The organism is Silanimonas algicola, assembly GCF_054777375.1.
The window spans coordinates 396,031-417,942 of the sequence record NZ_BAAHAS010000002.1 but is presented as its reverse complement, the minus strand read 5'-3'; the positions used below and the strand labels follow the sequence as shown (position 1 = coordinate 417,942).

Here is a 21,912-nt window from a genome sequence, read left to right as displayed (position 1 = left end):
AGGGCGTGACGCGCGCCGGCTTATGCCAAATCGTCAGTGGACGCCACCAATTTATCTTTTCATCTTGATGAAACGATATTAAGGAGTCCGCCATGCCGCCCACCCATCTTCCCCACCCACCCGGCAACGGCCCACGCCTCGACCTCGTCCTGATCGGCGCCCGGGGCAAGGTGGGCACGGCGTTCCGCCACCGTCTGGCCCAACAGCAGGCGGCCATCGCCCGTCGCGCGGGCCTCGAGCTGCGGTTGCTTGCCGCTTTCGACCGCCGCGGCTTCGCTTACGACCTGGATGGGCTCGAGCCGAACGGACTCGACGCGGCGCTGCCCTCCCGGAGCGACGACCAGGTCGAAGCACTGTTCTCGCACCTCCAAGCGCCGCGCACCGCGCCAGCGATCGTCGTCGACTGCACCGCCTGCGACGCGATCGCCAGCCGCTACCCGGAGTGGCTGGCGGGCGGCCTCGGCATCGCCACGGCCAACAAGCGCGCCAATGCCCGCGAACTGGCCTTCTACCGCCAGATCCAGCGTGCCGTCGCGGCGAGCGGGGCCCCTTACCGCTTCGAAACCACGGTAGGGGCGGCGATCCCGATCCTCGGGCCACTGCGCGACCTGGCGCTGCGCGGCGAAGGTGTGCGCGCCATCCGGGGCGTGCTTTCCGGCTCGCTGAGCTTCCTGCTAGAGCGCCTCCATGCCGGGCAACGCTTTTCCGCCGCCCTCGCGGAGGCGCAATCGCTCGGCTACACCGAGCCGGACGCCGGCGAAGACCTGCGCGCCGACGACCTCGTGCGCAAGCTGCTGGTGTTGGCCCGCGAAGCCGGCTTCGCCATCGAGCCGGACGATGTCTCGGTGACGCCGTTCGCCGAATGCGCCGCGACCCACCCTGGCGACTGGCCAGCCCACCTCGAAGCCGAGGACGCCCGCTGGGCCGACCGCATCGCCAACGCCAGGGCGGCAGGAAAACGCTGGGCGATCCTGGCCGAGGTCGATGCCTCGGGCGCGCGCATCGCATTGCGCGAGCTCGAGGCCACGTCGCCGTTCGCCACCCTGCCCGCCGGCCAGAACCTGGTGCGCATCGAGACCGACCTGCAACACGAACGCCCGCTGTGGCTGGGCGGCCCGGGCGCCGGGCCCGACATCACCGCCGCCGGCCTGCTTAGCGACGTCATCGCCGCCGGGCAGGCGTTCGTGCGGTCCGCTCAGCCGGACAACAGGCGTCGCAGCGTCGCCGCATAGGCCGCGGCCACCGGCTCGCGCTGCGCATGGCGGCCTTCGGCGACCCATCGCCGACCGCCGACGAAAACCTCGCGCACCAGCGGCCGGTTGCCGCAGAACACCCAGCGATCCAGCGCGTCTTCACGGGTGGCGCCGACCATCGCCGGCGCGTCGGCGTCGAGCACGAGCGCGTCGACCGCGGAAGTCGCATCGAGCATGCCGACGGCCTGTCCGGTGGCCGCCGCCGCCGAGGCCGCGACCGCACGCAGCATGGCTTCGGCATTGCTGCCCGGTCCGAGCAGCGCGCGGGCGCGCTTCTGCTCCATCAGCCGCTGGCCGTATTCCAACCAGCGCAGGTCCTCGACGGGCGATACCGACACGTGGCTGTCCGAGCCGATGCCGTAACGGCCACCCGCCGCAAGGAAGGCGCGCAGCGGGAACAGGCCGTCGCCGAGGTTCGCCTCCGTCGTCGGGCAGACCGCCACCGTCGCACCGCTGGCCGCGATGCCGCGGACTTCGGCCTTGTCCAGGTGCGTCGCATGCACCAGCGTCCAGCGCGCGTCCACGGGCAGCTCGTCGAGCAGCAGTTGCACCGGGCGACGGCCATGCGTGGCCAGGCCATCCGCCACCTCCGCCTGCTGCTCCGCGATGTGCAGGTGCACCGGCATCCCCGGTTCGTCGAGGGCGGCCAGCACCTCGTGCATCGTCGGCAGCGCGACGGCTCGGAGGCTGTGGAAAGCCACGCCGACGCGCACACCCGGCATCGTGGACGACGCCCGGCGCAGGTCATCGACGAGGCGTACGAAGGCATCGGTGGAATGGCCGAAGCGCTGCTGGCGATCCGAAAGCGCCCGGCCGTCGAAGCCACCGCGCTGGTACAGCACGGGCAGCAGCGTCAGTCGCAAGCCCACCGATTGCGCGGCCGCGAGGATCGCTTCGGCCATCGCCGCGGGCCGCGCATACGGGCGGCCATCGACGTCATGGTGGAGGTAGTGGAACTCGCAGGCGCTCGTGAATCCGGCCTCGAGCATCTCGACGTAGAGCTGGCGTGCGATGACGTGCACGTCGTCCGGTGACAGCATGGCAGCGAACCGGTACATCCACTCGCGCCAGGTCCAGAAGCTGTCGGCCTCCGAGTGCTGGCGCTCGGTCAGGCCGGCCATCGCCCGCTGGAAGGCGTGAGAGTGCAGGTTGGCGATGCCGGGCACCACCCAGGCGGCGCGCGCCGCGACATCGACCTCCAGCGCGGCATCGGTGCGCCATTGGCGTCCATCGAACAGCGCATCGGCCTGCAGCAGGGTCATCGGATCGGCTCGCGTCGGAAGGCCGACATGCTACGTCCTGCGCCGCTATGCTCGCGACACCCCATCGAACGCACTCCACCGTGGCTTCGTCGACCTTCCTGCTGCGCAACGTCCGCCTCGTCACGCTCGACGGCCCGGGAGGCTATGCGCCCCTCGACGATGGCGCCGTGGCGATCATCGACGGCCGCATCGCGCAGGCCGGGAGGTTCGACACGCTGGCCGACGAGTACCGTGGCCTCGAAGCGGTCGACGGCCAGCAGGGATTGCTCACGCCCGGGCTCATCGACTGCCACACGCATCTCGTGTTCGCCGGCGACCGCGCGCGCGAGTTCGAGCTGCGCCTGCACGGGTCGAGCTACGAAGCGATCGCGAAGGCCGGTGGCGGCATCCTGTCCACGGTGCGCGCCACGCGCAAGGCGGATGACGACGCCCTGCTGGACGAATCGCTGCCGCGCGCGCAGGCGCTGGTGGCCAGCGGCTGCACCACCCTGGAGGTCAAATCCGGCTACGGGCTGACGCTGGCCGACGAAGCGAAGATGCTGCGTGTCGCGCGGCGCATCGGCCAACGGCTGGGCATCACGGTGCGCACCACCTTCCTCGGCGCGCACGCCGTTCCCCCGGAATACGCCGGACGCGCCGACGACTACGTCGAGGCGCTCGTCGGCTGGCTGCCCGCTCTGCAGGCCGACGGGCTCGTCGATGCCGTCGACGCCTTCTGCGAGCGCATCGGCTTCGACGCAGCGCAGACCGCCCGGGTCTTCGAGGCCGCCCGCACGCTCGGCCTGCCGGTGAAGCTGCATGCCGACCAGCTCAGCGACGGCGGCGGCGCCGCGCTGGTGTCCTCGTATCGTGGACTCTCGGCCGACCACGTCGAATACACGGGCGAGGATGCGGTGGCCGCGATGGCCGCGGCCGGCACCGTGGCGGTGCTGCTGCCGGGCAGTTACCACTGCCTGCGCGAGACGAAACCGCCGCCGATCGATGCGTTCCGGCGCCATGGGGTGCCGATGGCCGTCAGCACCGACCTGAATCCCGGCACCTCGCCGCTGCGCTCGCTGCCCTTGGCGATGTCGCTGGCCTGCACGCATTTCCGGCTGACGCCGGAAGAAGCCCTGCGCGGCGCGACGCAGCACGCGGCAGCGGCACTGGGCCTCCTTGATCGCGGTCGCGTCGCTCCCGGCCTCCGCGCCGATCTCGCGCTCTGGCCCGTTGGGCACCCCGCCGAGCTCAGCTACTGGATGGGAGCCGTGCGTCCGGTCGCACGATGGTCCGGCGGGCAGAGCGTGCCCGCCGTTGCTGGCCCCTGAAACGCGGACGCCCCGCACGGGGCGGGGCGTTCGGCAGACTCGCCTGCCAGGCAGGGGCGGCGAAGGGCCGGTCGAAACCGGCCCGGGACGATCAGGCCGAAGCCTTCTTGGCCGGGGCCTTCTTGGCCGGGGCCTTCTTGGCCGCCGGCGCCTTGGCCGGGGCGGCCTTCACGGCCGTCGTGCCGGCCTTGACGACCGCCTGGTGCGGACGGGCATTGCCGTAGGACGCGTTGTAGCGCTTGCCCTTGGCGGTCTTGCGGTCACCCTTACCCATGGGACACTCCTGAATTCTTGTGGGGTTGATCGGAAAGGGGCGGGAGTGTAGCACCCGGCGCTTCGTCATGGGCGTGGCGGTGCCCTTCGCAGGCGGTCGTGCGCCCCTTGCGATGTGCCAAGCGCAGGTTGAGGAGGTGCGCTGCCGCCACCAGCGTGCCGGCCGTCGTCATCGTCAGCGCATGGAGCAGCGCATGGTCGTGGATGGCCGGGACGAACCGCTCCGCGAAAAGGATCGCCAGACCGACGACCAGGAGCGGCCACGCGAAGAACCGCCCATGGGCCCGCAGGCTGTGCCCGACGGACAGCGAGGCGAACACCACGGTGAACGCAAGGAAGAAGCCCTCGAAGGCGTGCGAGGCGAGGAACTCGAGGCCGAGGGCCGGGAGGAACGCCATCGCCAGAGGCAGCAGCGCGCAGTGGACCGCGCACAAGGTCGCCGTGGCGGCACCGAGCCGGTCATACCAGCGTCCGCGCACCTCGGCTGACGGGTTGCTTGCAGGGAGGGAGGGCGCCATGACTTCCGGGACGGGTTGAGCTTCGAGCGCAATACTATAACATCCGCGATCTACCGGGCTTCGCCCTTTCCCACCCTCCGGATGCTGTTCATGACCCGATCGCTCGCGCGTTCCGCCCTCGCCCTGTCCGTCGCCGCCGCCCTGTCCGCGTCGGCGCTCGCCGCTGATCCCGCCCATCCCCATGCCACGCAGGCGGCCCGCGACGAAGCCCGCGAGCTCGACGAGGTGAAGGTCACCGCGAGCCCGCTCGACACGGCGCTCGACGAACTCGCACGCCCGGCCGACGTGCTGGCCGGCGTCGCTCTCGACGACCTCCGCGCCGGGACGATCGGCGAGACCTTGGCGTCCCTGCCCGGCGTGCAGAGCAGCCATTTCGGCCCCGGCGTCGGCCGACCGATCATCCGCGGCCTCGACGGCGCGCGGGTCTCGGTGCTGGCGAATGGCCTCTCGACGCTTGATGTGTCCACCGTCAGCGTCGACCACGCCGTGTCCGTCGAGCCCTTCCTCGCCGACAGCATCGAAGTGCTGAAGGGCCCGGCCAACCTGTTCTTCGGCAATGGCGCCATCGGCGGCGCGGTGAACGTCGTCGACCACCGGATTCCCTCGGAACGCAGCGACCGCATCGTCTCGGGCCGCGCCGAATTGCGCAGCGGCACCGGCAATGACGAGAAGGCCGGCCTGTTCCGCGTCGACGGCGGCAGCGGCCCGTGGGCCTGGCACCTCGACGGCCTCGTGCGCGACACCGCCGACATCGACGTGCCCGGCTACGTCTATTCCGCGGACCAGCGCGCCGAGGAAATCGCCGAGGGCGAAGACCCGGACGATTTCGAACGCGGCACGCTGGAGAACTCGGCGACCAACAGCCGTTCGCTCGGCGGTGGTTTCGCCTATCTCGGCGACCGCGTTTTCTGGGGCGCATCGCTGTCGAACTACGGTACGGACTACGGCATCCCCGGGGGCCACGGCCACCACGACGAGGAAGGCGGCGAGGACGAAGGCGGTGTCCGGATCGAGCTCGACCAGAATCGCTCCGACGTCCGCTTCGGCATCAACGACCTTGGCCCGCTGAAGCAAGTCGCACTGCACGCCACCGCCAACGAGTACGAGCACGTCGAGTTCGAAGGTGCCGAAGTCGGCACCCGCTTCATCAACGAGGCCAGCGAGGCCCGCCTCGAAGCCGTCCAGAACGAAATCCTGGGCTGGAACGGCGCCATCGGCCTGCAGTACGGCGACCGCGACTTCGAAGCCCTCGGCGACGAGGCCTTCGTGCCCCCGAGCACCACCCGGGATCGCGGCGTGTTCGTGATGCAGGAACGCGAGTTCGGTGCGTTCAAGGTCGAGCTGGGCGCTCGCCACGACCGCATCGACGTCGCGATGGCCGATGGTCTCGTCGATCGCGATTTCGACACGAACAGCGCCTCGATCGGCTTGCGCTGGGCGCCCGCCGAGCTCTGGCACCTGACGCTGAACCTCGACCGCGCGGAGCGCGCGCCCGGTGCCGAAGAGCTTTTCGCCGAGGGCGCGCACGTCGCCACCTCCACCTACGAGATCGGCGATCCGTTCCTCGACACCGAGACCGCCGACCGCGTTGAAGTCGGCGTCCACCTGCACGGCGAGCGCTTCGACGGCCGCGCGGCGATCTACCAGGCCCGCTTCGACGACTTCATCTACCTCGCCGATACCGGCCTCGAGATCGAGGACCTGCCGGTTCGCGTGTGGACCCAGGCGGATGCCGAGTTCCGCGGCTGGGAGATCGAGGGCACGGTCACGCTCGCCGAGGCGGCGAACGGCACCTGGACGCTGCGCGGCTTCGCCGACGGCGTGTCCGGCGAGCTCGACGCCGGCGGCAACCTGCCGCGCATCGCGCCGGGCCGTTTTGGCCTCGACCTCGGCTGGAACCTCGACGCATGGCGCGCCAATCTCGGCGCCGTGCGCTACCGGTCGCAGGATGACGTGGCGGAGGGCGAAACGCCGACCGACGGCTACACCCTCGTGAACGCCCAGGTCGCCTACCATTGGGACACGCAGACGTTCGGCTGGGAGGCCTACCTGCAAGGGACCAACCTGACGGACGAGGAAGCCCGCCTGCACACCTCGTTCCTCAAGGACGTCGCACCGCTGATGGGTCGCCACCTCACCGCAGGGCTTCGCGTGTTCTTCTGAGCCCGCCGACGCCGCCGCGACAAAAAACCCCGCTTCGGCGGGGTTTTTCTTCGGCGGCGCGGTCGGACGCGACGCGTGGGGCCATGCCCCACGCCCGACCTACTCCTCCCGCTCTTCCTCGGTACCGGACTCCGCGTCCGGTCGCTCCGACGGGTCCTCGTCCATCGCGTCGTCATCGGACTGCGGAAGCCTTGCCACCTCCGCAGCATCGATCACGTCCTGCTGCTCGCTGCTGAGTTTGCCGAGATGGAACGCCGCATAACCGGGCAGCACCTGCTGGTTCAGCGCCATGCCGAGGATACGCCCCGGGAAGGGCGCGAGGATCTCGGTACGGCGACTGGTGATGGGGTCGATGACGTAGCCGAGGGCTTCGCCCGGCTTCACGGCCTGGCCGAGCCGGACCGCACTGAACAGGAAGCCGCCGGCGTTGGTCCGGATCCAGCGCGAATCCTCGTAGATGGGGGCCGTATCCGCCGCCCTGCCGGCGTGGACTTCCGACGCCAGCATCCCCATGCGATGCATCAGTGACCGGATGGCGTCGGCCGCCGGCGCGATGTGCTCTTCCTCGAGGAAATGCGGCGCCCCGACCTCGAAGGTGACGGCCGGGATGCCGGTCCCCGCGGCCGCGAGTCGCAGCATGCCGCGCGCGCCCGGGCTGTGCAGCACCAGCGTGTTGCCGAAGCCGCGGGTGAACTCCAGCACGTCGGGATTGGTGAGGTCGGCGCGGATCTGCGGGAGGTTGCTGCGCTGGAACGAGCCGGTGTGGAAATCCACCAGCGCGTCGCAACGTCGCACCACGTCGTTGAAGAAGCCGTGCGCCATGCGCGACGCGATGCTGCCGCTGCGCGAACCCGGGAAGTGGCGGTTCAGATCGCGGCGATCGGGCAGGTAGCGGTTGTTCCGGGTGAACCCGAAGACATTGACGATGGGGGCGGCCACGAGCGTGCCATTGAGGCGGGTGGCGTCCACTTCGTCGCCGATGCGCCGCGCCACCTCGATCCCGTTGAGTTCGTCGCCGTGGATGCCGGCGATCAGGCAGAGCACGGGCCCCGGCTTCGCGCCGTGGATGACGGTGATCGGGCTGGGCAGCTCGCCACGCCCGATGCCGTCCGGTGGACGCCATGACAAGCGTTGGCGCGTCCCCGGCAGGACGAAACGATCGAGCAGCTGGAACGGCGTGATCAGCTCGTTGCCACCCTCGTCCTGCGGCGATGCGGGGGCCGAGATGAGCGGCGGGGGCTTCGGACCGACGGGCGTCGCGGCGCGCGGCACGTCCACGGGGAAATCCTGCGGTGACGCCGCCAGGGGGCCTGCGCCCGCCAGGGCCTGGATCGCGGCGACCAGGGCCAACGCCAAGCGACAGGGGGGCGGGGCCCGGCGGGATGGCGCGGCGATGCGGGTCATTCGCCGCCCCGCCCGGCGCATCGGGCACAGACGCCCACCACCTCCAGGTAGGACGACGCCGGCTCGAAACGCTGCGCACGGGCGAGCGCGTCGAGCTGCGCGGCGAGCGTCTCGTCCTCGAGCTCCTGCGCGCTCTCGCAAGCCTTGCAGATCAGGATCGGCACCACGTGACCGGCCAGCGGGTGGTGGCAGGCGAGGAAGGCGTTGATCGAGACGAGCCGGTGGATGAAACCGTTCTCGAGCAGGAAATCGAGCGCACGGTACACCGTGGGCGGTGCCGAGGCGCCGGGGCCTCCGCGCATGCGCTCCAGCAGGTCATAGGCCTTCACCGGCTTGCCGGCCTCGGCGATCTGCTTCAGCGCTTCGGCGCGGATCGGCGTGAGGTTCAAGCCGCGCTCCCGGCAGGCTTTCTCGACCGCGCGCACGAATTCGCCCGCCCCGTGGGTATGCAGCTCGGGGTGGGCGCAGGCGTGGTCGGCGTGGGCGTGCGGACGATCCTTGGCCATGGGCGACAGCCTACGCGAAGCCGGCGATCAGGGCGCGCGGTCGGCGATCTTCTGCAGGGCCGCGTCGATGCGCTTCAGCGACTCGTCGCGACCCGCGAGATAGACGGTGTGGTCGATCGACGGCGACACCTGGGTGCCGGTGATGGCCACGCGCAGGGGCTGCGCCAGCTTGCCCATGCCGATGGCGAGCGCCGCGACGGTGTCGGCCAGGCTCTGCTGCACGGCCGCGGGCGACCACTCGGCCTGCGCCGCGATGCGGGCGCGGACGTCGGCCAGCGGCGCGGCGGCGGCCTCGACGAGGTGCTTGTCGACGGCGGCGCTGTCGTACTCGGCGAGCGGCGCGTACCAGACGCGGGCGCGCTCGGCCATCTCCTTGAGGGTCTTGCAGCGCTCGGCCAGCGCGACGACGACCTCGGCCGGCTTCGGGCCGCGGGTCGGGTCCATGCCCTGGTCGCGCAGGTGCCACTCGAGGTGCACGGCCGTGGCGGCCGGGTCGTCGGTCTTGAAATAGTGCTGGTTCAGCCAGTCGAGCTTGTCGCGATCGAAGCGCGAGGCGCTGTGGTTGACGTCCTCGACGCGGAACAGGCGCACCATGTCGGCGATCGAGAAGATTTCCTGGTCGCCGTAGCTCCAGCCGAGGCGCACGAGGTAGTTCAGCAGCGCGTGCGGCAGGTAGCCGTCGTCGCGCCACTGCATCACGCTCACCGCGCCGTGGCGCTTCGACAGCTTGGTGCCGTCGGGGCCGAGGATCATCGGCAGGTGGGCGAAACGCGGGGCCTTGGCGCCGAGCGCTTCGTAGATGTTGATCTGGCGCGGGGTGTTGTTGACGTGGTCGTCGCCGCGGATCACGTCGGTGATGCGCATGTCGAGGTCGTCGACCACGACCGCGAAGTTGTAGGTCGGGAAGCCGTCCGAGCGCTCGATGACGAGGTCGTCGAGTTCGGCATTGGCCCACTCGATGCGGCCCTTCACCGCGTCGTGGAAGACCACGCTGCCACCTTCCGGGTTGCGGAAACGGATCACGCGGTTCGGGTCGTCGCGGTAGGGCGCGTTCTCGGTGCGGTACCTGCCCGAATAGCGCGGCTTGATGCCCGCGGCCATCGCGGCCTCGCGCGCGGCCTGGATCTCTTCCTTGGTTTCGTAGGCGTAATAGGCCTTGCCGGCCTGAACCAGCTCGGACGCCACTTGGCGGTACCGTTCGAGGCGATGGGTCTGGTAGATCGGGCCCTCGTCCGCGTTCAGGCCCAGCCACGCCATGCCGTCGAGGATGGCCTGGACGGCCTCCGGGGTGCTGCGCTCCTGGTCGGTGTCCTCGACGCGAAGCACGAACTGCCCGCCGCGACTGCGTGATTCGAGCCAGCAGTACAAAGCGGTGCGGGCGCCGCCGATGTGCAGGTAACCGGTGGGGCTGGGCGCGAAGCGGGTACGACAGGTCATGGGGTGCGGCCGGGCGGGAAACGGGAACGCGCCGGCGAGAGGGCCCGGCGCGGAGGCGCTAGTGTACTTCGATGGGGGAGCCGCATAATCCCGGCATCCCCGTCTTCACACCCAAGGCCGATCCATGCGCCTGATGCTTGCCGTCCTCCTCCTGGCCGCCCTGCCCGCGCTCGCCACGGTGGCACCGCCAGCCGCGCCGACGCCGCCGGGCGCGAGCGTTCCCGCGGAGCGCGTCGCCCTCGAGACGAGTGCGGGCCGCATCGTGCTGGAGCTCGATCCCGGCAAGGCGCCGCGCACAGTCGCGAACTTCCTCGCCTACGTGGAATCGGGCCATTACAACGGCACGGTGTTCCATCGCGTCGTGCCGAACCTGCTGGTGCAGGGCGGCGCCTTCACGCCCGACCTCCAGCCCAAGCCGGAGCGCGCTCCCGTGCCGCTGGAGGCGGACAACGGCCTGAGCAACCTGCGTGGCACGATCGCCGCCGCACGACGTCCCGATACGCGGGATTCGGCGACGTCGCAGTTCTTCATCAACGTCGTCGACAACCCTCAGTTCGACGCGGTCGATCCGGCCAATGACATCGGCGCGGGTTACGCCGTCTTCGGCCGCGTCGTCGAAGGGATGGACGTGGTGGATGCGATGCGCAACGTGGACACGGGCGCGCAGGGGCCTTTCCCTTCGCGCGTGCCGAAGCAGGCGATCGTCATCGAACGTGCCGTGCGTCTCGCCGGTACGGCCCGATGACGACGCTGTTCCTCTCCGACCTGCACCTCGACGCCTCGCGGCCGGAAACGACCGCGCAGTTCGAGGCCTTCTGTGCCGGCGAGGCCCGGGAGGCCGAGGCGGTCTACCTGCTGGGCGACCTGTTCGAGGCGTTCCTCGGCGACGACGACGACGGCGAGATCGCGAACCGCGTGGCCGCGGCGACGCGCGCCCTGCATGACGCGGGCGTGCCCGTGGCCTTCCTGCGTGGCAACCGCGATTTCCTCGTCGGCGCCGACTACGCGGCACGCGCCGGCTGGACCCTGCTGCCGGACCCGGCGGTGATCCTGCTGCAGGGCGAGCCGACTCTGCTGATGCACGGCGATCTGCTCTGCCTCGACGACGTGGCCTACCAGCGCTTCCGCCGCCAGGTGCGCGATCCGGCCTGGCAACAGGGCTTCCTCGCCCAGCCCTTGGCCGCGCGGAAGGCCTTCGCCGCCCAAGCGCGCGCGGCCAGCGCCGCGGCGCAATCCGGCCGCGACGAGAGCATCGGCGATGTCACGCCTGCTGAAGTCGAACGCGTCATGGCGTTCTACGGCGTGCGGCGCCTGATCCATGGCCACACGCACCGGCCCGCGATGCATTCGGTGACCCTGCCGGACGGCCGGACCGGCCAGCGCATCGTGCTGGGCGACTGGTACGACCAGGGCTCAGTGCTGCGCGTCGACGCCGACGGGTTCGCCCTCAGCCGTCCGGCCTGATCGCCCTCGCCGCACCAGGCACGCCGCCTCAGCCCGCGAAGGCGACGCCGCCGATGGGCTGCAGTCGCACGTGTTGGCCACGCGAGGGCAGCGCCTGCGCCGCGTCGAGGTCGACTTCGATCACGCCGCCCTGCCCGGCCACGCTGAGTTCCAACGTCTGTCGCGCTCCGATACGACGCAGGCCGCGCACTTCCGCCGGCAGGCCGTCGCCCTCGGCGACCACGCGCAGCTCGTCGGGCCGCAGGTGCAGGCCGGCCGGGCCCGCGGCGCCGCCGATGCAGCGCGACACGGGAAGCACCCCCTCGAACCCGGGCACGCGGAAACCCTCGGGCACCAGCTCGCCCTCGATGCGCCCGCCGCGGCCGATGAATTCGAATACGAAGCGGCTCTGCGGATGGCGATACACCTCGTCCGGCGTGCCGACCTGCTCGATGCGACCGGCATTGAAGACGACCACGCGATCCGCCAGCTCCAGCGCTTCTTCCTGGTCGTGGGTGACGAACAGCGTCGTGTGGCCGATGTCGTCGTGCACCTGGCGCAGCCAGCGGCGCAGGTCGACGCGGACCTTGGCATCGAGCGCGCCGAAGGGCTCGTCCAGCAGCAGCAGGCGCGGCTGGATGGCCAGCGCACGCGCCAGCGCCACGCGCTGCCGCTGGCCGCCGCTGAGCTGCTCCGGGTAGCGGCCGCCGTAGCCGCCGAGCTGCATGCGCCCCAGCAGGTCCTCGACGCGTCGGGCGATCTCGACCTTCGACGGCCGTTCGGCGCGCGGCTGGCTTTCCGGCCCGAAGGCGATGTTCTCGGCGACCGTCAGGTGCTTGAACAGCGCGTAGTGCTGGAACACGAAGCCGACGCGGCGCTCGCGCAGGCTGAGCGAAGTCGCGTCGAGATCCCCGAACAGGATGCGGCCGGCATCGACCGGCAGGAGGCCGGCGATGGCGCGCAGCAGAGTCGTTTTGCCCGAGCCCGAGGGCCCGAGCAGCGCGATGAGTTCACCGCTGCCGACCGCGAGATCGACATGGTCCAACGCCACCGTGTCAACGAAGCGCTTGGACAGGCCTTCGAGCGTGAGCTGCATGGGGTCTCCTCAGTGCCGCGCGCCGGTGGCGAGCGCGTCGCCATGGCGGTGTTCGAGCCAGGCCTTCGCCACGAGGGTGACGAGGGCCAGCAGGGTGAGCAGGGAGGCAACCGCGAAGGCCGCCTGGAACTGGAATTCGCCGTGCAGGATCTCGACCTGCAGCGGCAGCGTGTTGGTCAGGCCGCGGATGTGGCCGGACACCACCGACACCGCGCCGAACTCGCCCATGGCGCGGGCGTTGCACAGCAGCACGCCGTAGAGCAGCGCCCACCGGATGTTCGGCAGCGTGACCCGCCAGAACAGGCGGAAGCCACCCGCGCCCAGCGAGGCGGCGGCTTCCTCCTCGTCGCGGCCCTGCGATTGCATCAGCGGGATCAGTTCGCGGGCGACGAAGGGGAAGGTGACGAACACCGTGGCCAGCACGATGCCGGGCGTGGCGAACAGGATCTGGATGTCGTGCGCCTGCAGCCACGCGCCGAACCAGCCGTGGGCGCCGAACAGCAGCACCAGCACGAGGCCGGAGACGACCGGCGAGATCGCGAACGGCAGGTCGACGAGGGCCAGGAGGAACCGCTTGCCGCGGAACTCGAACTTGGTCACCGCCCAGGCGGTGGCGAGGCCGAACACGGCGTTCAGCGGCACGGTGATGGCCGCGACGGTGAGCGTGAGCGCGATGGCCGCCCGGGCGTCGGGCTCGTCCACCGCCGCCCACCAGGCCTGCACGCCCTGCGCCAGGGCCTCGACCAGCACGACCAGCAGCGGCAGCAGGACCAGCGCGGCCATCAGGCCGACGGCCAGCAGGATCAGCAGCACCCGCAGCCAAAGGGGTTCGTCGAGCGCCGCGTCGGTCTGCGGCCGGCGGGGATCAGCCATGGCGCGCCCTCCGCTGCAGCAGGTTGAGGGCCAAGAGCGTCAGGAAGCTGAGGGCGAGCATCAACGTGGCGATGCCCGTGGCCCCGGCGTAGTCGTACTCCTCGAGGCGGATCACGATCAGCAGCGGCGCGATCTCGGAAACGAAGGGGATGTTGCCGGCAATGAAGATCACCGAGCCGTACTCGCCCAATCCGCGCGCGAAGGCAAGGCTGAAGCCGGTGAGCAGGGCCGGCACCAGCGGCGGGAACACGACGCGACGCAGGATGGTGAACCGCGACGCGCCGAGCGTGGCCGCGGCCTCCTCGAATTCGCGCGTCGCGGCTTCGAGGATGGGCTGCAGGGTGCGCACCGCGAACGGCAGGCCGATGAACACCAGCGCCAGCACGATGCCGGCGGGGCGCTGCGCGATGGTGATGCCCTGCGGTTCGAGGTACTGCCCCACCCAGCCGTTGCCGGAGTACAGCGCGGTCAAAGCGATGCCGGCCACGGCCGTGGGCAGGGCGAACGGCAGGTCGACGAGCGCATCGATCAAGCGCCGGCCGGGGAAGCGGTAGCGCACGAGCACCCACGCGATCAGCGTGCCGACGACGGACGCGATGCCGGCGGCGAGGAAGGCCGTCGAGAAACTGAGCCACAGCGCCTGCCGCACGCGCTCGCTCTGCAGCAGCTGCCACCAGCCCTCGAGCCCCAGATCCACGCTGCGCAGCACCAGCGCCGCCAACGGCAACAGGATCACCGCGCCGAGCCAGGCCAGCGAGAGGCCCAGCGTGAGGCCGAGGCCCGGCACCGGGTCGCGCCAGCGCGGGCGGCCAGCGCCGCGCGCCGGCCCGGCGTGCGACGCCGGTGCGGCCGCGTCCAGCGGTGGGCGTTCGATCACGGCGCTCATCGGCGTCAGCGGGCCCCGGGCTGGAAGATCTGGTCGAACACGCCGCCTTCGGCGAAATGCGTGCGCTGCGCCTGCGCCCAGCCACCGAAGTGGGCGATATCGACGAGCTCCACCGGCTGGAACGGGGCAAGCAGCGCCGCATCGATGCCCTCGCGGCGCGACGGGCGGAAGTGGTGCTTCGCGGCCAGCGCCTGCGCCGCAGGCGTGTACAGGAACTCGAGGTAGGCCTGCGCCACCGCGCGGGTGCCGCGGGCATCGACGTTGCGATCGACCAGGGCGACCGGCGGCTCGGCGAGGATGGAGAGCGAGGGCACCACGAGCTCGTACTGGTCGCCACCGGGCTGGGCGAGCACCAGCAGGGCTTCGTTCTCCCACGCGATCAGCACGTCGCCAAGGCGCCGCTGCACGAAGGTGGTCGTCGAACCGCGGGCGCCGGTGTCGAGCAGGGGCGCGTTGCGATACACCGAACCGACGAAGGCGCGGACCCTGGCCTCATCGTTGGCGAAGGCGCGCTGCCCCCAGGCCCATGCGGCGAGGTAGTTCCAGCGTGCGCCGCCGGAGGTCTTCGGGTTCGGGGTCACCACCGCCACGCCGGGCTTGGCGAGATCGCCCCAGTCCTTGATGCCCTTCGGGTTCCCTTTGCGGACGAGGAAAACAATCGTCGAAGTGTAGGGCGAGCTGTTGTGCGGCAAGCGCGACTGCCAGTCCGCCGGCAACGCCCCCGAATGCGTCGCGATGCCGTCGATGTCGCCGGAAAGCGCCAACGTCACCACGTCGGCGCGAAGGCCGTCGATGACGGAGCGCGCCTGCTTGCCCGACCCCCCGTGGGAGGTCTGGATGCGCAGGTCCTCGCCGGTCGTGGCTTTCCATTGCGCGGCGAAGGCCGCATTGACGTCCCGATAGAACTCGCGCGTCGGGTCGTAGCTGACGTTGAGCAGCTCGAGGCTTACGCCCGGCTCGTCCTCGGTGGCGGCATCGCGGCCGCACCCGGACAGGAGCCCGGCAGCCAACACGAGGACCAGAATCGGAAAACAGCGGAAGGCGTTGCGGGCACTCATGCCGGACATTGCAATCCACGCCGCTCCGCGGGCGGAAACGCCGGCGCGGTATGTGCTCATGCCTCGGCGCGAACAGGCGTGCCGCGGCCGCCGCGTCTTCGGTGGCGCCCGGTTCCTGGATCGATGCGAAGCGTTCCAGCGGCAAAGGGTGACGGCGCGGGGAATTGCCCCTACGCGGTGTGTCATCCTCAACCCGCCCCTGCCTGTCGCGAGTTTTTCGATGCGCCCTCCTTTGTCACACACGCTCGGCGCGACCGTGCTCGCGCTTGCCCTTGCGGCTTGCAAAGGTCCATCGACCGCGAACGTCGATCCCGCCGCGCTGCCGGGGACGACCGAGGCCCGCCCCGCACCCGCGATGGACGCTCCCCCGGCCGAAGCCGCGTCGTCGACGGGCGTCGTCTCGCAGGACGCCACCTCGATGCCGATCGTCGATCACGTCGCATGGTGGTCGTCGGAAAACCAGACGCTGCACGTTGTGCTCTCGCCAGCTCTACTCGCTCCCGCCGAAAGGAAGCGCCTGATCGAGGGCGAATCGGCGTTCATGGTGCTCTCGTCGCGCCCGTCCCCTGACGACAGCCGATGGCAGTGGTTCCCCTTCGCGAAGGTCGAGCTGGCATTCAGGGACGACTCGCGGTCGACCGAAGCCCTGCGCCACGTCTACCTGATGGCCTACGGCATCCATGAGGCGAATTTCACGACGAACATCAACCTGCTGGGCGCGGTTGGCGAGGGGCATCGCATCGACGTCGTCGCATTCGAAGGCGAACGCCTTCGGCTCAAGACCGAGGGCATGCAGGCCATTGGCGACGATACACACACATGGGCGATCGACATCGCCCCCTGAGCGCGGTCAGCCGGGCGTGAGTTCCCCGCGTTCGATCGCCGCGATTTCCTCGTCATCGAAGCCCGCCCGTCGCCGGGCGTCCCAGTTGAAGGGTCCCTGCACGGCCCGGCTGGCATGCGCGCGCACGAGCCCGGCGAAGGTCGGCCACGGCTTCAGGCCGTCACGCTCGCACAGCCAGCGGAACCAGCGCGACCCCGCCGCCACGTGCGCCACTTCCTCGCGCAGGATCACTTCCAATACCGCGATGCTTTCGGCGTCGCCGACGTCACGCAGGCGTTCGATCAGCCCCGGCGTGACGTCGAGGCCGCGCGCTTCGAGGACGCGCGGCACGAGGGCCATGCGCGCCAGTGCGCTGTGCGCGGTCTTCTCGGCCATCTCCCACAGGCCGTTGTGGGCGTCGAAATCGCCGTAGGTATGGCCCAGGGTGGCCATGCGATCGGCGAGCAGGCCGAAGTGCCGCGCCTCATCGTCGGCGGTGCGGACGAAGTCGGCGGTGAATTCGGCGGGAAACCCGCGGAAGCGGTACACCGCGTCCCAGGCGAGATCCACCGCATTCAGTTCGATGTGCGCGACCGCATGCAGGAAGGCGGCCCGCCCCGCGGCGCTGCCCAGCCCGCGCTTCGGCAGGTGTTTCGGATGCACGAGGCGCGGCCGCTCCGGGCGGCCGGGGAAGCGGATGGGTTCCGGCGGCGGCGCATCGGCTTCCGGCAGCAAGGCACCCGCGAAGAAGGCCGCCGCGTAGGCGCGCGTCTTCGCGCATTTGACCTGCGGGTCGGCGGTGGCGAGGCAGTCGGCGGCGGCCGCGTACAGGCCGATCGCCATGGCGCTGCCCTGCCCCATCGCCGTCCGCCCGCTCAGCCGCGCGCGGCCTTGGCCGCGTCGCTGCGCACGCCCTTCAGCGTGTCGAAATAGCCCTCGGCCACGCCAGTCACGTAGTCACCGGAGAAGCACGAGGTGTCGAAGCTGGCGATGCGGTTCTTCGGGCCGGAGACGGCCGTCTCGAGGTCCGGCAGGTCCTGGTAGATCAGCCAGTCGCAGCCGAGGTGCTGCTGGATCTCTTCCTCGGTGCGGCCGTGCGCCACCAGTTCCTCGGCGGCCGGCATGTCGATCCCGTAGATGTTGGGGTGGCGCACCGGCGGCGCGGCGGAGGCGAGGTAGACCTTCCTCGCACCGGCCTCGCGCGCCATCTGCACGATCTGCTGGCTGGTGGTGCCGCGCACGATGGAGTCGTCGACGAGCAGCACCACGCGGTCACGGAACTCCAGCGGGATCGGGTTCAACTTGCGGCGCACCGACTTCGTGCGCAGCTCCTGCCCCGGCATGATGAAGGTGCGGCCGACGTAGCGGTTCTTGACGAAGCCCTCGCGGTACTTCACGCCGATCACGTTGGCGATCTCCAGCGCGGCGTCACGCGAGGAATCGGGGATCGGGATCACGGTGTCGATGTCGTGGTCCGGGCGCAGGCGCAGGATCTTCTCGCCGAGCTTCTGGCCCATGCGCATGCGCGCCTTGTGCACCGAAACGTTGTCGATCATCGAGTCCGGCCGCGCGAAGTAGACGAACTCGAAGATGCAGGGCGCGAAACGGCCCGGATCGGCGACCACCTCGGCGTGCAGCTGGCCTTCGGCCGTCACGACGATCGCCTCGCCCGGCTTGACGTCGCGCACCAGCTTGAAGCCCAGCAGGTCGAGCGCGACCGACTCGGAGGCCACCGCGTACTCCTCGCCTTCGGGCGTCTCGCGCTTGCCGAGCACCAGCGGACGGATGCCGTTCGGGTCGCGGAAAGCGACGAGGCCGAGGCCCAAGACCAGCGAGACGATGGCGTAGCCGCCCTTGCAGCGGCGGTGTACGGCGCCGACCGCGGCCAGCGCCGAGGCCGGCGTCAGGGCGCCGCGCTCGGCCAGCTCGTGCGCGAGCACGTGCATCAGCACTTCGGAATCGGACTCGGTGTTCACGTGGCGGCGGTCCTGCTCGAACACCTCGCGGCGCAGGGCCTCGGTGTTGATCAGGTTGCCGTTGTGCGCGAGCGCGATGCCCCATGGCGCGCCGGTGTAGAAGGGCTGCGCTTCGTCCGAGCCGGCCGAGCCGGCGGTCGGGTAGCGGCAGTGGCCGATGCCCATGCGGCCGGTGAGCTCGCGCACGCCGTCATTCGCGAACACGTCGCTGACAAGGCCGGTGCCCTTGTGCAGTCGGAAACGCGAACCGTCGACGGTCGCGATGCCGGCGGCGTCCTGCCCACGGTGCTGCAGCACGGTCAGGCCGTCGTAAAGCCGTGCCGCCACGTCGCTGCGGCCGACGATGCCGATGATTCCGCACATTCAGTTGGACTCCGGGTTCGGATGCTGGGTGTTGGCGGGGTCGCCCGAAGGGGCGTCGAGCGCCGAAGCGCCCACGCGCGCGGGGTCGTCGCTGGTCGATGTGCCGGGCGCGATCCGCGCGGCATCGCCGGCGGCGGGCGCGCCGGACGGCGCGCCCAACCCGGCCTGCGCCGCCCACTGGCGAAGCATGGGATTGCCTTCCTGCGGCACCGCGCCCAGCCACTGGGCGGCGTGCACGATGTCGAGGCCGGCGACGGACGCGCTCCGCCCTGCCGCCCCCGCAGCGGGGCCGGCGGCGTCCGACATCGCCGCGTGGCCCTGGCTGGCCATCGACGGAAGGGCGTTCAAGGCCGGGGCAGCGAAGGCCACGAGTTCGGAACCGTCGGGCAACTGGGCGACGATCCAGCCGGCGGGCGCGGTGAAGACGGGCATCAGCGCCGACTCTCGCCACAGCGTCGCCCGCGACCATGGGGTGAAAGAGACCAGCAGCACCACGGCCAGCACGATGGCGTAGCCGCGCGCCGCACCGAAGCCGAAGCCCAGCCAGCGGTCCGTTCCGGACAGGCCTGCTCCGTGAACGAGCGTGCGCAGCAACCAGATCGCGATATTGCCGAGCACGACGACGAGGACGAAGGTCGCGCCGTAGCCCGCCAGCGCGCGGAGCAGCGGGCTTTCGATACCGGTGAATTCGGCCGCCGCGAGATCGCCGAAGGCGACGGTGAGCCAGAGCGCCGCCACCCACACGAGGAGGGAGAGCACTTCGGTCAGCATGCCGCGGATGGCACCCAGCAGCGCCGACAGCCCAATGACGACGAGGATGGCGGTGTCGAGGCCGGTCACGGGTGCGGAACGACGATCCCGGACACACCGAGCTTGGCGGCGGCGTCCGACCGGATGCGCTCCGCTTCGGCCCGGTCGGCCGCGGGACCGAGGCGCACGCGCCAAAGCGCGCCGTTGGCGGTGGGCACGCGCTGCTCGAAGGCCGCGAAACCGGCCGTGCGGGCGCGGGCGACGAGTGCCTGTGCATCGCCCTGGCTGGCGAAGGCACCGAGCTGCACGGCGAAGCCGCTGCTGCCCACGGTGGCGCGCGGAGCCTCCGCCTCCGGCCGCTGGGCGGTGCGCGCGGTCTGCGGCGCCGGCGCCGCATCGCCGGTGGTGACGGCGGCCGAGCCGGAGATCGCGGCGGTGCGCACGCGCGCACTCTCCGCGGCGGCGCGCGTCGGGAAGGGGCCAACCTTCACCCGTGTCGCGGGCTGCCCGTTCACCTGTGTGGCTTCGGTGTAGGCCGGCAGGCCGGACGACTTCAGCCGTGCGACCAACGCATCGGCATTGGCGCGGTTGCCGAAGCTTCCCGCCGTGACGCTGTAGTCGCCCGCGGCCACGGCCGCGGGGACCACCGGCGCGGGAGGCGGAGCGACAGGGGCGGGCGGCGGCGTGACCGCGGCGGGCGCGGGGGCCGGCGCGGGTGTCGCGACCGTCGGCGCCGCGGCGGGCGTCGCCTGCGCGGGGGCGGTCGCCGCCGCCGGGGCCGGCGTCGGCAGGCCGGTGGCGGCATCGATGGCCGTGGCGGTCCCCGTCTCGAGGGCATCGACACGCGGCGCGACGTTCGCCGTCGCGTCGACGGTGGCGAGGGCATTCGGGTCGGCCGGATCGGCGGCGGTCACGCCATCGACCGCGGGGGCCGTCGCCGCAACCGGGGGGCCCAGCGGGATTTCACGGGTGACGAAATCGCCTCCGGGCGCGTCGGGAACGGTGATCGGCACTTCGGCCGCGTCGGCGGCGCCCTTCGATTCGGGGCCGATGACGATCATCGGGACGAAAATCACCGCCAGTGCACCGAGCACCAGCGCACCGATGAGGCGCTGCTTGACCTTGACGTCCATCGAGGTTCCGAACGGAGGGGACGCCGAATTATAGGCGCTCCCCCCTCCCCTGCCCCAGCCGGACCGCCGGGGAGGGTTCAGGCGGGAGGACCGGCCACGGCGGCGACGGTGTGGAAACTCCCGAACACCAGCACCCGCCCGCCCTCGCCCGCCGCCACCCGCGCGGCAGCAAGCGCCGCGTCGAGGCGGGCATGGGCCTGCACCACCGTCGCGCCGCCCGCTCGAACGCGAGCCTCGAGCGCCTCGACCGGCAGCCCCCGCGGACCGGCGTCGGTGATCGGTCCGAGGTGCCAAGCGAGGATGGCCGGCGCCAGCGCGCCCACCACGCCTTCGATGTCCTTGTCGCCGAGCGCCGAAAACACCGCGAGCGTCGGCTTGGGGTTCGCGGCCAACCAAACGGCGAGCTGGCGCGCGCCCTGCGGGTTGTGGGCGACGTCCACGACGACCTCGGGCGACGCGCCGATGCGCTGCAGGCGGCCTGGCACGCGGGCCTCGGCCGCGCCCTGGGCGAAGGCCGCGTCGGGGATCGCCAGCGGCGATGCGCGCAGGGCGGCGACCGCGGCGGCAGCGTTGTCGACCTGCACCGGCGCGGCCAGCGACGGATACGGCAGGGCGAGCTGGAAGCCCGGCTCGCGCCAGACCCAGTGGTCCTCGAGGCGGTCGACGAGGTAATCGCTGTGGCCGCGGATGGCGATGGTGCCCAGGGCATAGGCGCGCCGCAGCACGCTGCTCGGCGGGTCTTTCTCTCCGAACACGGCGATCTTGCCCGCACGCAGGATGCCGGCCTTCTCCGCGCCGATGCTCTCGCGGTCGGGGCCGAGATAGTCCATATGGTCGAGATCGACCGTGGTGATCACCGCCACATCCGCATCGACGAGGTTCGTCGCGTCGAGCCGGCCGCCCAAGCCCACTTCGAGGATCGCGAGGTCGAGCCCGGCGCGTTCGAACAGGTCGAAGGCCGCCAGCGTGGCGTACTCGAAGTAGGTGATCGGCGTGTCGCCGCGCGCGGCATCGATGCGCTCGAAGGCGCCGACGATGGCGTCATCAGCCGCCTCGGTGCCGTCGATGCGGATCCGCTCGTTGAAGCGCCACAGATGCGGCGAGGTGTAGGTGCCCACGCGCAGGCCGGCGGCGCGGGCGATGCTTTCGAGGAACGCCACCGTGCTGCCCTTGCCGTTGGTGCCGCCCACGGTGATGACGACGGGGGCGGGTTTGGGCGCGAGGCCCAGGGCCTGCGCCACGGTGCGGACGCGGTCCAGCCCCATCGCGATGGCCTGCGGGTGCTGCTGCTGGATGCGGACCAGCCAATCGGCGAGGGGAAGCGGCATGGGTTCACGGAAGCGGAGCGGGCGGCCATTATCGCCGCTGCCTTCCCCTCTTCGCCGGAA

At 71.0% G+C, this 21,912-nt stretch carries 21 protein-coding genes; 6 read left to right on the top strand and 15 right to left on the bottom strand.

The window, feature by feature from the left end:
• The first annotated feature begins 92 nt into the window (after nucleotides 1–92).
• On the top strand, nucleotides 93–1,232 hold the full coding sequence (locus tag ACYVAK_RS07090; protein WP_461059362.1) for a homoserine dehydrogenase family protein: 1,140 nt from the start codon (nucleotides 93–95) through the stop codon (nucleotides 1,230–1,232).
• On the opposite strand, the gene ACYVAK_RS07085 is transcribed toward ACYVAK_RS07090, so the two are convergent.
• Nucleotides 1,196–2,515 (bottom strand): formimidoylglutamate deiminase, encoded by a 1,320-nt coding sequence (locus tag ACYVAK_RS07085; protein WP_461059360.1) that lies wholly within the window; start codon nucleotides 2,513–2,515, stop codon nucleotides 1,196–1,198. The genes ACYVAK_RS07090 and ACYVAK_RS07085 overlap by 37 nt on opposite strands.
• 47 nt (nucleotides 2,516–2,562) lie before the next feature.
• Between ACYVAK_RS07085 and hutI the strand changes: the two genes are divergently transcribed.
• The gene (gene hutI / locus ACYVAK_RS07080) at nucleotides 2,563–3,822 is read left to right on the top strand and encodes an imidazolonepropionase (RefSeq protein ID WP_461059358.1); all 1,260 of its coding nucleotides are present in this window, start codon (nucleotides 2,563–2,565) and stop codon (nucleotides 3,820–3,822) included.
• Nucleotides 3,823–3,913: 91 nt separating this feature from the next.
• Here the strand turns inward: hutI and ACYVAK_RS07075 are convergent, their stop codons facing one another.
• Nucleotides 3,914–4,096, bottom strand: a complete 183-nt coding sequence (locus tag ACYVAK_RS07075; RefSeq protein WP_461059356.1) for a 30S ribosomal protein THX — start codon at nucleotides 4,094–4,096, stop codon at nucleotides 3,914–3,916.
• Nucleotides 4,089–4,613, bottom strand: coding sequence for a MerC domain-containing protein (locus tag ACYVAK_RS07070; protein WP_461059354.1), 525 nt, complete (start codon nucleotides 4,611–4,613; stop codon nucleotides 4,089–4,091). Before ACYVAK_RS07070 ends, ACYVAK_RS07075 begins: the two co-directional genes overlap by 8 nt.
• 81 nt (nucleotides 4,614–4,694) lie before the next feature.
• Here ACYVAK_RS07070 and ACYVAK_RS07065 point away from each other — a divergent pair, with 81 nt between their 5' ends.
• The gene (locus ACYVAK_RS07065) at nucleotides 4,695–6,776 is read left to right on the top strand and encodes a TonB-dependent receptor (protein WP_461059352.1); all 2,082 of its coding nucleotides are present in this window, start codon (nucleotides 4,695–4,697) and stop codon (nucleotides 6,774–6,776) included.
• A 99-nt stretch (nucleotides 6,777–6,875) separates the two neighbouring features.
• Here ACYVAK_RS07065 and ACYVAK_RS07060 read toward each other — a convergent pair whose 3' ends face one another.
• Genes ACYVAK_RS07060 through gltX form a run of 3 tightly spaced genes read right to left on the bottom strand, consistent with a single transcriptional unit; the run spans nucleotide 6,876 to nucleotide 10,123 of the window.
• A complete protein-coding gene (locus ACYVAK_RS07060) occupies nucleotides 6,876–8,132 on the bottom strand; it encodes a succinylglutamate desuccinylase/aspartoacylase family protein (RefSeq protein WP_461059350.1) in 1,257 nt (418 codons plus the stop codon).
• Between the two features lie 44 nt (nucleotides 8,133–8,176).
• Nucleotides 8,177–8,686 carry a transcriptional repressor gene (locus ACYVAK_RS07055; protein WP_461059348.1) on the bottom strand — a complete coding sequence of 170 codons (510 nt, stop codon included), beginning with the start codon at nucleotides 8,684–8,686 and terminating at the stop codon, nucleotides 8,177–8,179.
• Between the two features lie 27 nt (nucleotides 8,687–8,713).
• Entirely contained in the window at nucleotides 8,714–10,123 is a 1,410-nt protein-coding gene (gene gltX, locus ACYVAK_RS07050) for a glutamate--tRNA ligase (RefSeq protein WP_461059346.1), read from the bottom strand.
• A 133-nt stretch (nucleotides 10,124–10,256) separates the two neighbouring features.
• On the opposite strand from gltX, the gene ACYVAK_RS07045 reads away from it, so the two are divergent.
• Together ACYVAK_RS07045 and lpxH are read left to right on the top strand one after the other, a co-directional pair.
• The gene (locus ACYVAK_RS07045; RefSeq protein WP_461059344.1) at nucleotides 10,257–10,868 is read left to right on the top strand and encodes a peptidylprolyl isomerase; all 612 of its coding nucleotides are present in this window, start codon (nucleotides 10,257–10,259) and stop codon (nucleotides 10,866–10,868) included.
• The gene (gene lpxH / locus ACYVAK_RS07040; protein ID WP_461059342.1) at nucleotides 10,865–11,587 is read left to right on the top strand and encodes a UDP-2,3-diacylglucosamine diphosphatase; all 723 of its coding nucleotides are present in this window, start codon (nucleotides 10,865–10,867) and stop codon (nucleotides 11,585–11,587) included. The genes ACYVAK_RS07045 and lpxH overlap by 4 nt, the downstream gene beginning before the upstream one ends.
• A gap of 28 nt (nucleotides 11,588–11,615) precedes the next feature.
• Here the strand turns inward: lpxH and ACYVAK_RS07035 are convergent, their stop codons facing one another.
• From ACYVAK_RS07035 to ACYVAK_RS07020, 4 genes are all read right to left on the bottom strand, one after another.
• On the bottom strand, nucleotides 11,616–12,662 hold the full coding sequence (locus ACYVAK_RS07035) for a sulfate/molybdate ABC transporter ATP-binding protein (RefSeq protein ID WP_461059340.1): 1,047 nt from the start codon (nucleotides 12,660–12,662) through the stop codon (nucleotides 11,616–11,618).
• A 9-nt stretch (nucleotides 12,663–12,671) separates the two neighbouring features.
• Nucleotides 12,672–13,535 carry a sulfate ABC transporter permease subunit CysW gene (gene cysW, locus ACYVAK_RS07030; protein ID WP_461059338.1) on the bottom strand — a complete coding sequence of 288 codons (864 nt, stop codon included), beginning with the start codon at nucleotides 13,533–13,535 and terminating at the stop codon, nucleotides 12,672–12,674.
• Nucleotides 13,528–14,322: a sulfate ABC transporter permease subunit CysT gene (gene cysT / locus ACYVAK_RS07025; protein ID WP_461060506.1), complete on the bottom strand. Its 795-nt coding sequence runs from the start codon at nucleotides 14,320–14,322 to the stop codon at nucleotides 13,528–13,530. The genes cysW and cysT overlap by 8 nt, the downstream gene beginning before the upstream one ends.
• Before the next feature lie 104 nt (nucleotides 14,323–14,426).
• Complete coding sequence (locus tag ACYVAK_RS07020; protein WP_461059336.1) at nucleotides 14,427–15,479, bottom strand: sulfate ABC transporter substrate-binding protein; 1,053 nt, start codon at nucleotides 15,477–15,479, stop codon at nucleotides 14,427–14,429.
• 58 nt (nucleotides 15,480–15,537) lie between these two features.
• Between ACYVAK_RS07020 and ACYVAK_RS07015 the strand changes: the two genes are divergently transcribed.
• A complete protein-coding gene (locus tag ACYVAK_RS07015; protein ID WP_461059334.1) occupies nucleotides 15,538–16,323 on the top strand; it encodes a hypothetical protein in 786 nt (261 codons plus the stop codon).
• Nucleotides 16,324–16,329: 6 nt separating this feature from the next.
• Here ACYVAK_RS07015 and ACYVAK_RS07010 read toward each other — a convergent pair whose 3' ends face one another.
• The 5 genes from ACYVAK_RS07010 to folC form a co-directional block, all read right to left on the bottom strand.
• Nucleotides 16,330–17,145 carry a ferritin-like domain-containing protein gene (locus tag ACYVAK_RS07010; protein ID WP_461059332.1) on the bottom strand — a complete coding sequence of 272 codons (816 nt, stop codon included), beginning with the start codon at nucleotides 17,143–17,145 and terminating at the stop codon, nucleotides 16,330–16,332.
• Nucleotides 17,146–17,177: 32 nt separating this feature from the next.
• Nucleotides 17,178–18,641, bottom strand: coding sequence for an amidophosphoribosyltransferase (gene purF / locus ACYVAK_RS07005; protein WP_461059330.1), 1,464 nt, complete (start codon nucleotides 18,639–18,641; stop codon nucleotides 17,178–17,180).
• On the bottom strand, nucleotides 18,642–19,481 hold the full coding sequence (locus ACYVAK_RS07000; RefSeq protein ID WP_461059328.1) for a CvpA family protein: 840 nt from the start codon (nucleotides 19,479–19,481) through the stop codon (nucleotides 18,642–18,644). It abuts the gene before it with no gap.
• Nucleotides 19,478–20,524 carry an SPOR domain-containing protein gene (locus ACYVAK_RS06995; protein ID WP_461059326.1) on the bottom strand — a complete coding sequence of 349 codons (1,047 nt, stop codon included), beginning with the start codon at nucleotides 20,522–20,524 and terminating at the stop codon, nucleotides 19,478–19,480. The genes ACYVAK_RS07000 and ACYVAK_RS06995 overlap by 4 nt, the downstream gene beginning before the upstream one ends.
• A 77-nt stretch (nucleotides 20,525–20,601) precedes the next feature.
• Entirely contained in the window at nucleotides 20,602–21,852 is a 1,251-nt protein-coding gene (folC, locus tag ACYVAK_RS06990; protein WP_461059325.1) for a bifunctional tetrahydrofolate synthase/dihydrofolate synthase, read from the bottom strand.
• Nucleotides 21,853–21,912: the final 60 nt, after the last annotated feature.

Excerpts from the sequence above, each read along its gene's own strand:
- ACYVAK_RS07090 (WP_461059362.1), top strand. The coding sequence starts at position 93 with ATGCCGCCCACCCATCTTCCCCACCCACCCGGCAACGGCCCACGCCTC.
- ACYVAK_RS07085 (WP_461059360.1), bottom strand. The coding sequence starts at position 2,515 with ATGACCCTGCTGCAGGCCGATGCGCTGTTCGATGGACGCCAATGGCGC.
- hutI (WP_461059358.1), top strand. The coding sequence starts at position 2,563 with ATGCTCGCGACACCCCATCGAACGCACTCCACCGTGGCTTCGTCGACC.
- ACYVAK_RS07075 (WP_461059356.1), bottom strand. The coding sequence starts at position 4,096 with ATGGGTAAGGGTGACCGCAAGACCGCCAAGGGCAAGCGCTACAACGCG.
- ACYVAK_RS07070 (WP_461059354.1), bottom strand. The coding sequence starts at position 4,613 with ATGGCGCCCTCCCTCCCTGCAAGCAACCCGTCAGCCGAGGTGCGCGGA.
- ACYVAK_RS07065 (WP_461059352.1), top strand. The coding sequence starts at position 4,695 with ATGCTGTTCATGACCCGATCGCTCGCGCGTTCCGCCCTCGCCCTGTCC.
- ACYVAK_RS07055 (WP_461059348.1), bottom strand. The coding sequence starts at position 8,686 with ATGGCCAAGGATCGTCCGCACGCCCACGCCGACCACGCCTGCGCCCAC.
- gltX (WP_461059346.1), bottom strand. The coding sequence starts at position 10,123 with ATGACCTGTCGTACCCGCTTCGCGCCCAGCCCCACCGGTTACCTGCAC.
- ACYVAK_RS07045 (WP_461059344.1), top strand. The coding sequence starts at position 10,257 with ATGCTTGCCGTCCTCCTCCTGGCCGCCCTGCCCGCGCTCGCCACGGTG.
- lpxH (WP_461059342.1), top strand. The coding sequence starts at position 10,865 with ATGACGACGCTGTTCCTCTCCGACCTGCACCTCGACGCCTCGCGGCCG.
- ACYVAK_RS07035 (WP_461059340.1), bottom strand. The coding sequence starts at position 12,662 with ATGCAGCTCACGCTCGAAGGCCTGTCCAAGCGCTTCGTTGACACGGTG.
- cysW (WP_461059338.1), bottom strand. The coding sequence starts at position 13,535 with ATGGCTGATCCCCGCCGGCCGCAGACCGACGCGGCGCTCGACGAACCC.
- ACYVAK_RS07020 (WP_461059336.1), bottom strand. The coding sequence starts at position 15,479 with ATGAGTGCCCGCAACGCCTTCCGCTGTTTTCCGATTCTGGTCCTCGTG.
- ACYVAK_RS07015 (WP_461059334.1), top strand. The coding sequence starts at position 15,538 with ATGCCTCGGCGCGAACAGGCGTGCCGCGGCCGCCGCGTCTTCGGTGGC.
- ACYVAK_RS07010 (WP_461059332.1), bottom strand. The coding sequence starts at position 17,145 with ATGGCGATCGGCCTGTACGCGGCCGCCGCCGACTGCCTCGCCACCGCC.
- purF (WP_461059330.1), bottom strand. The coding sequence starts at position 18,641 with ATGTGCGGAATCATCGGCATCGTCGGCCGCAGCGACGTGGCGGCACGG.
- ACYVAK_RS06995 (WP_461059326.1), bottom strand. The coding sequence starts at position 20,524 with ATGGACGTCAAGGTCAAGCAGCGCCTCATCGGTGCGCTGGTGCTCGGT.
- folC (WP_461059325.1), bottom strand. The coding sequence starts at position 21,852 with ATGCCGCTTCCCCTCGCCGATTGGCTGGTCCGCATCCAGCAGCAGCAC.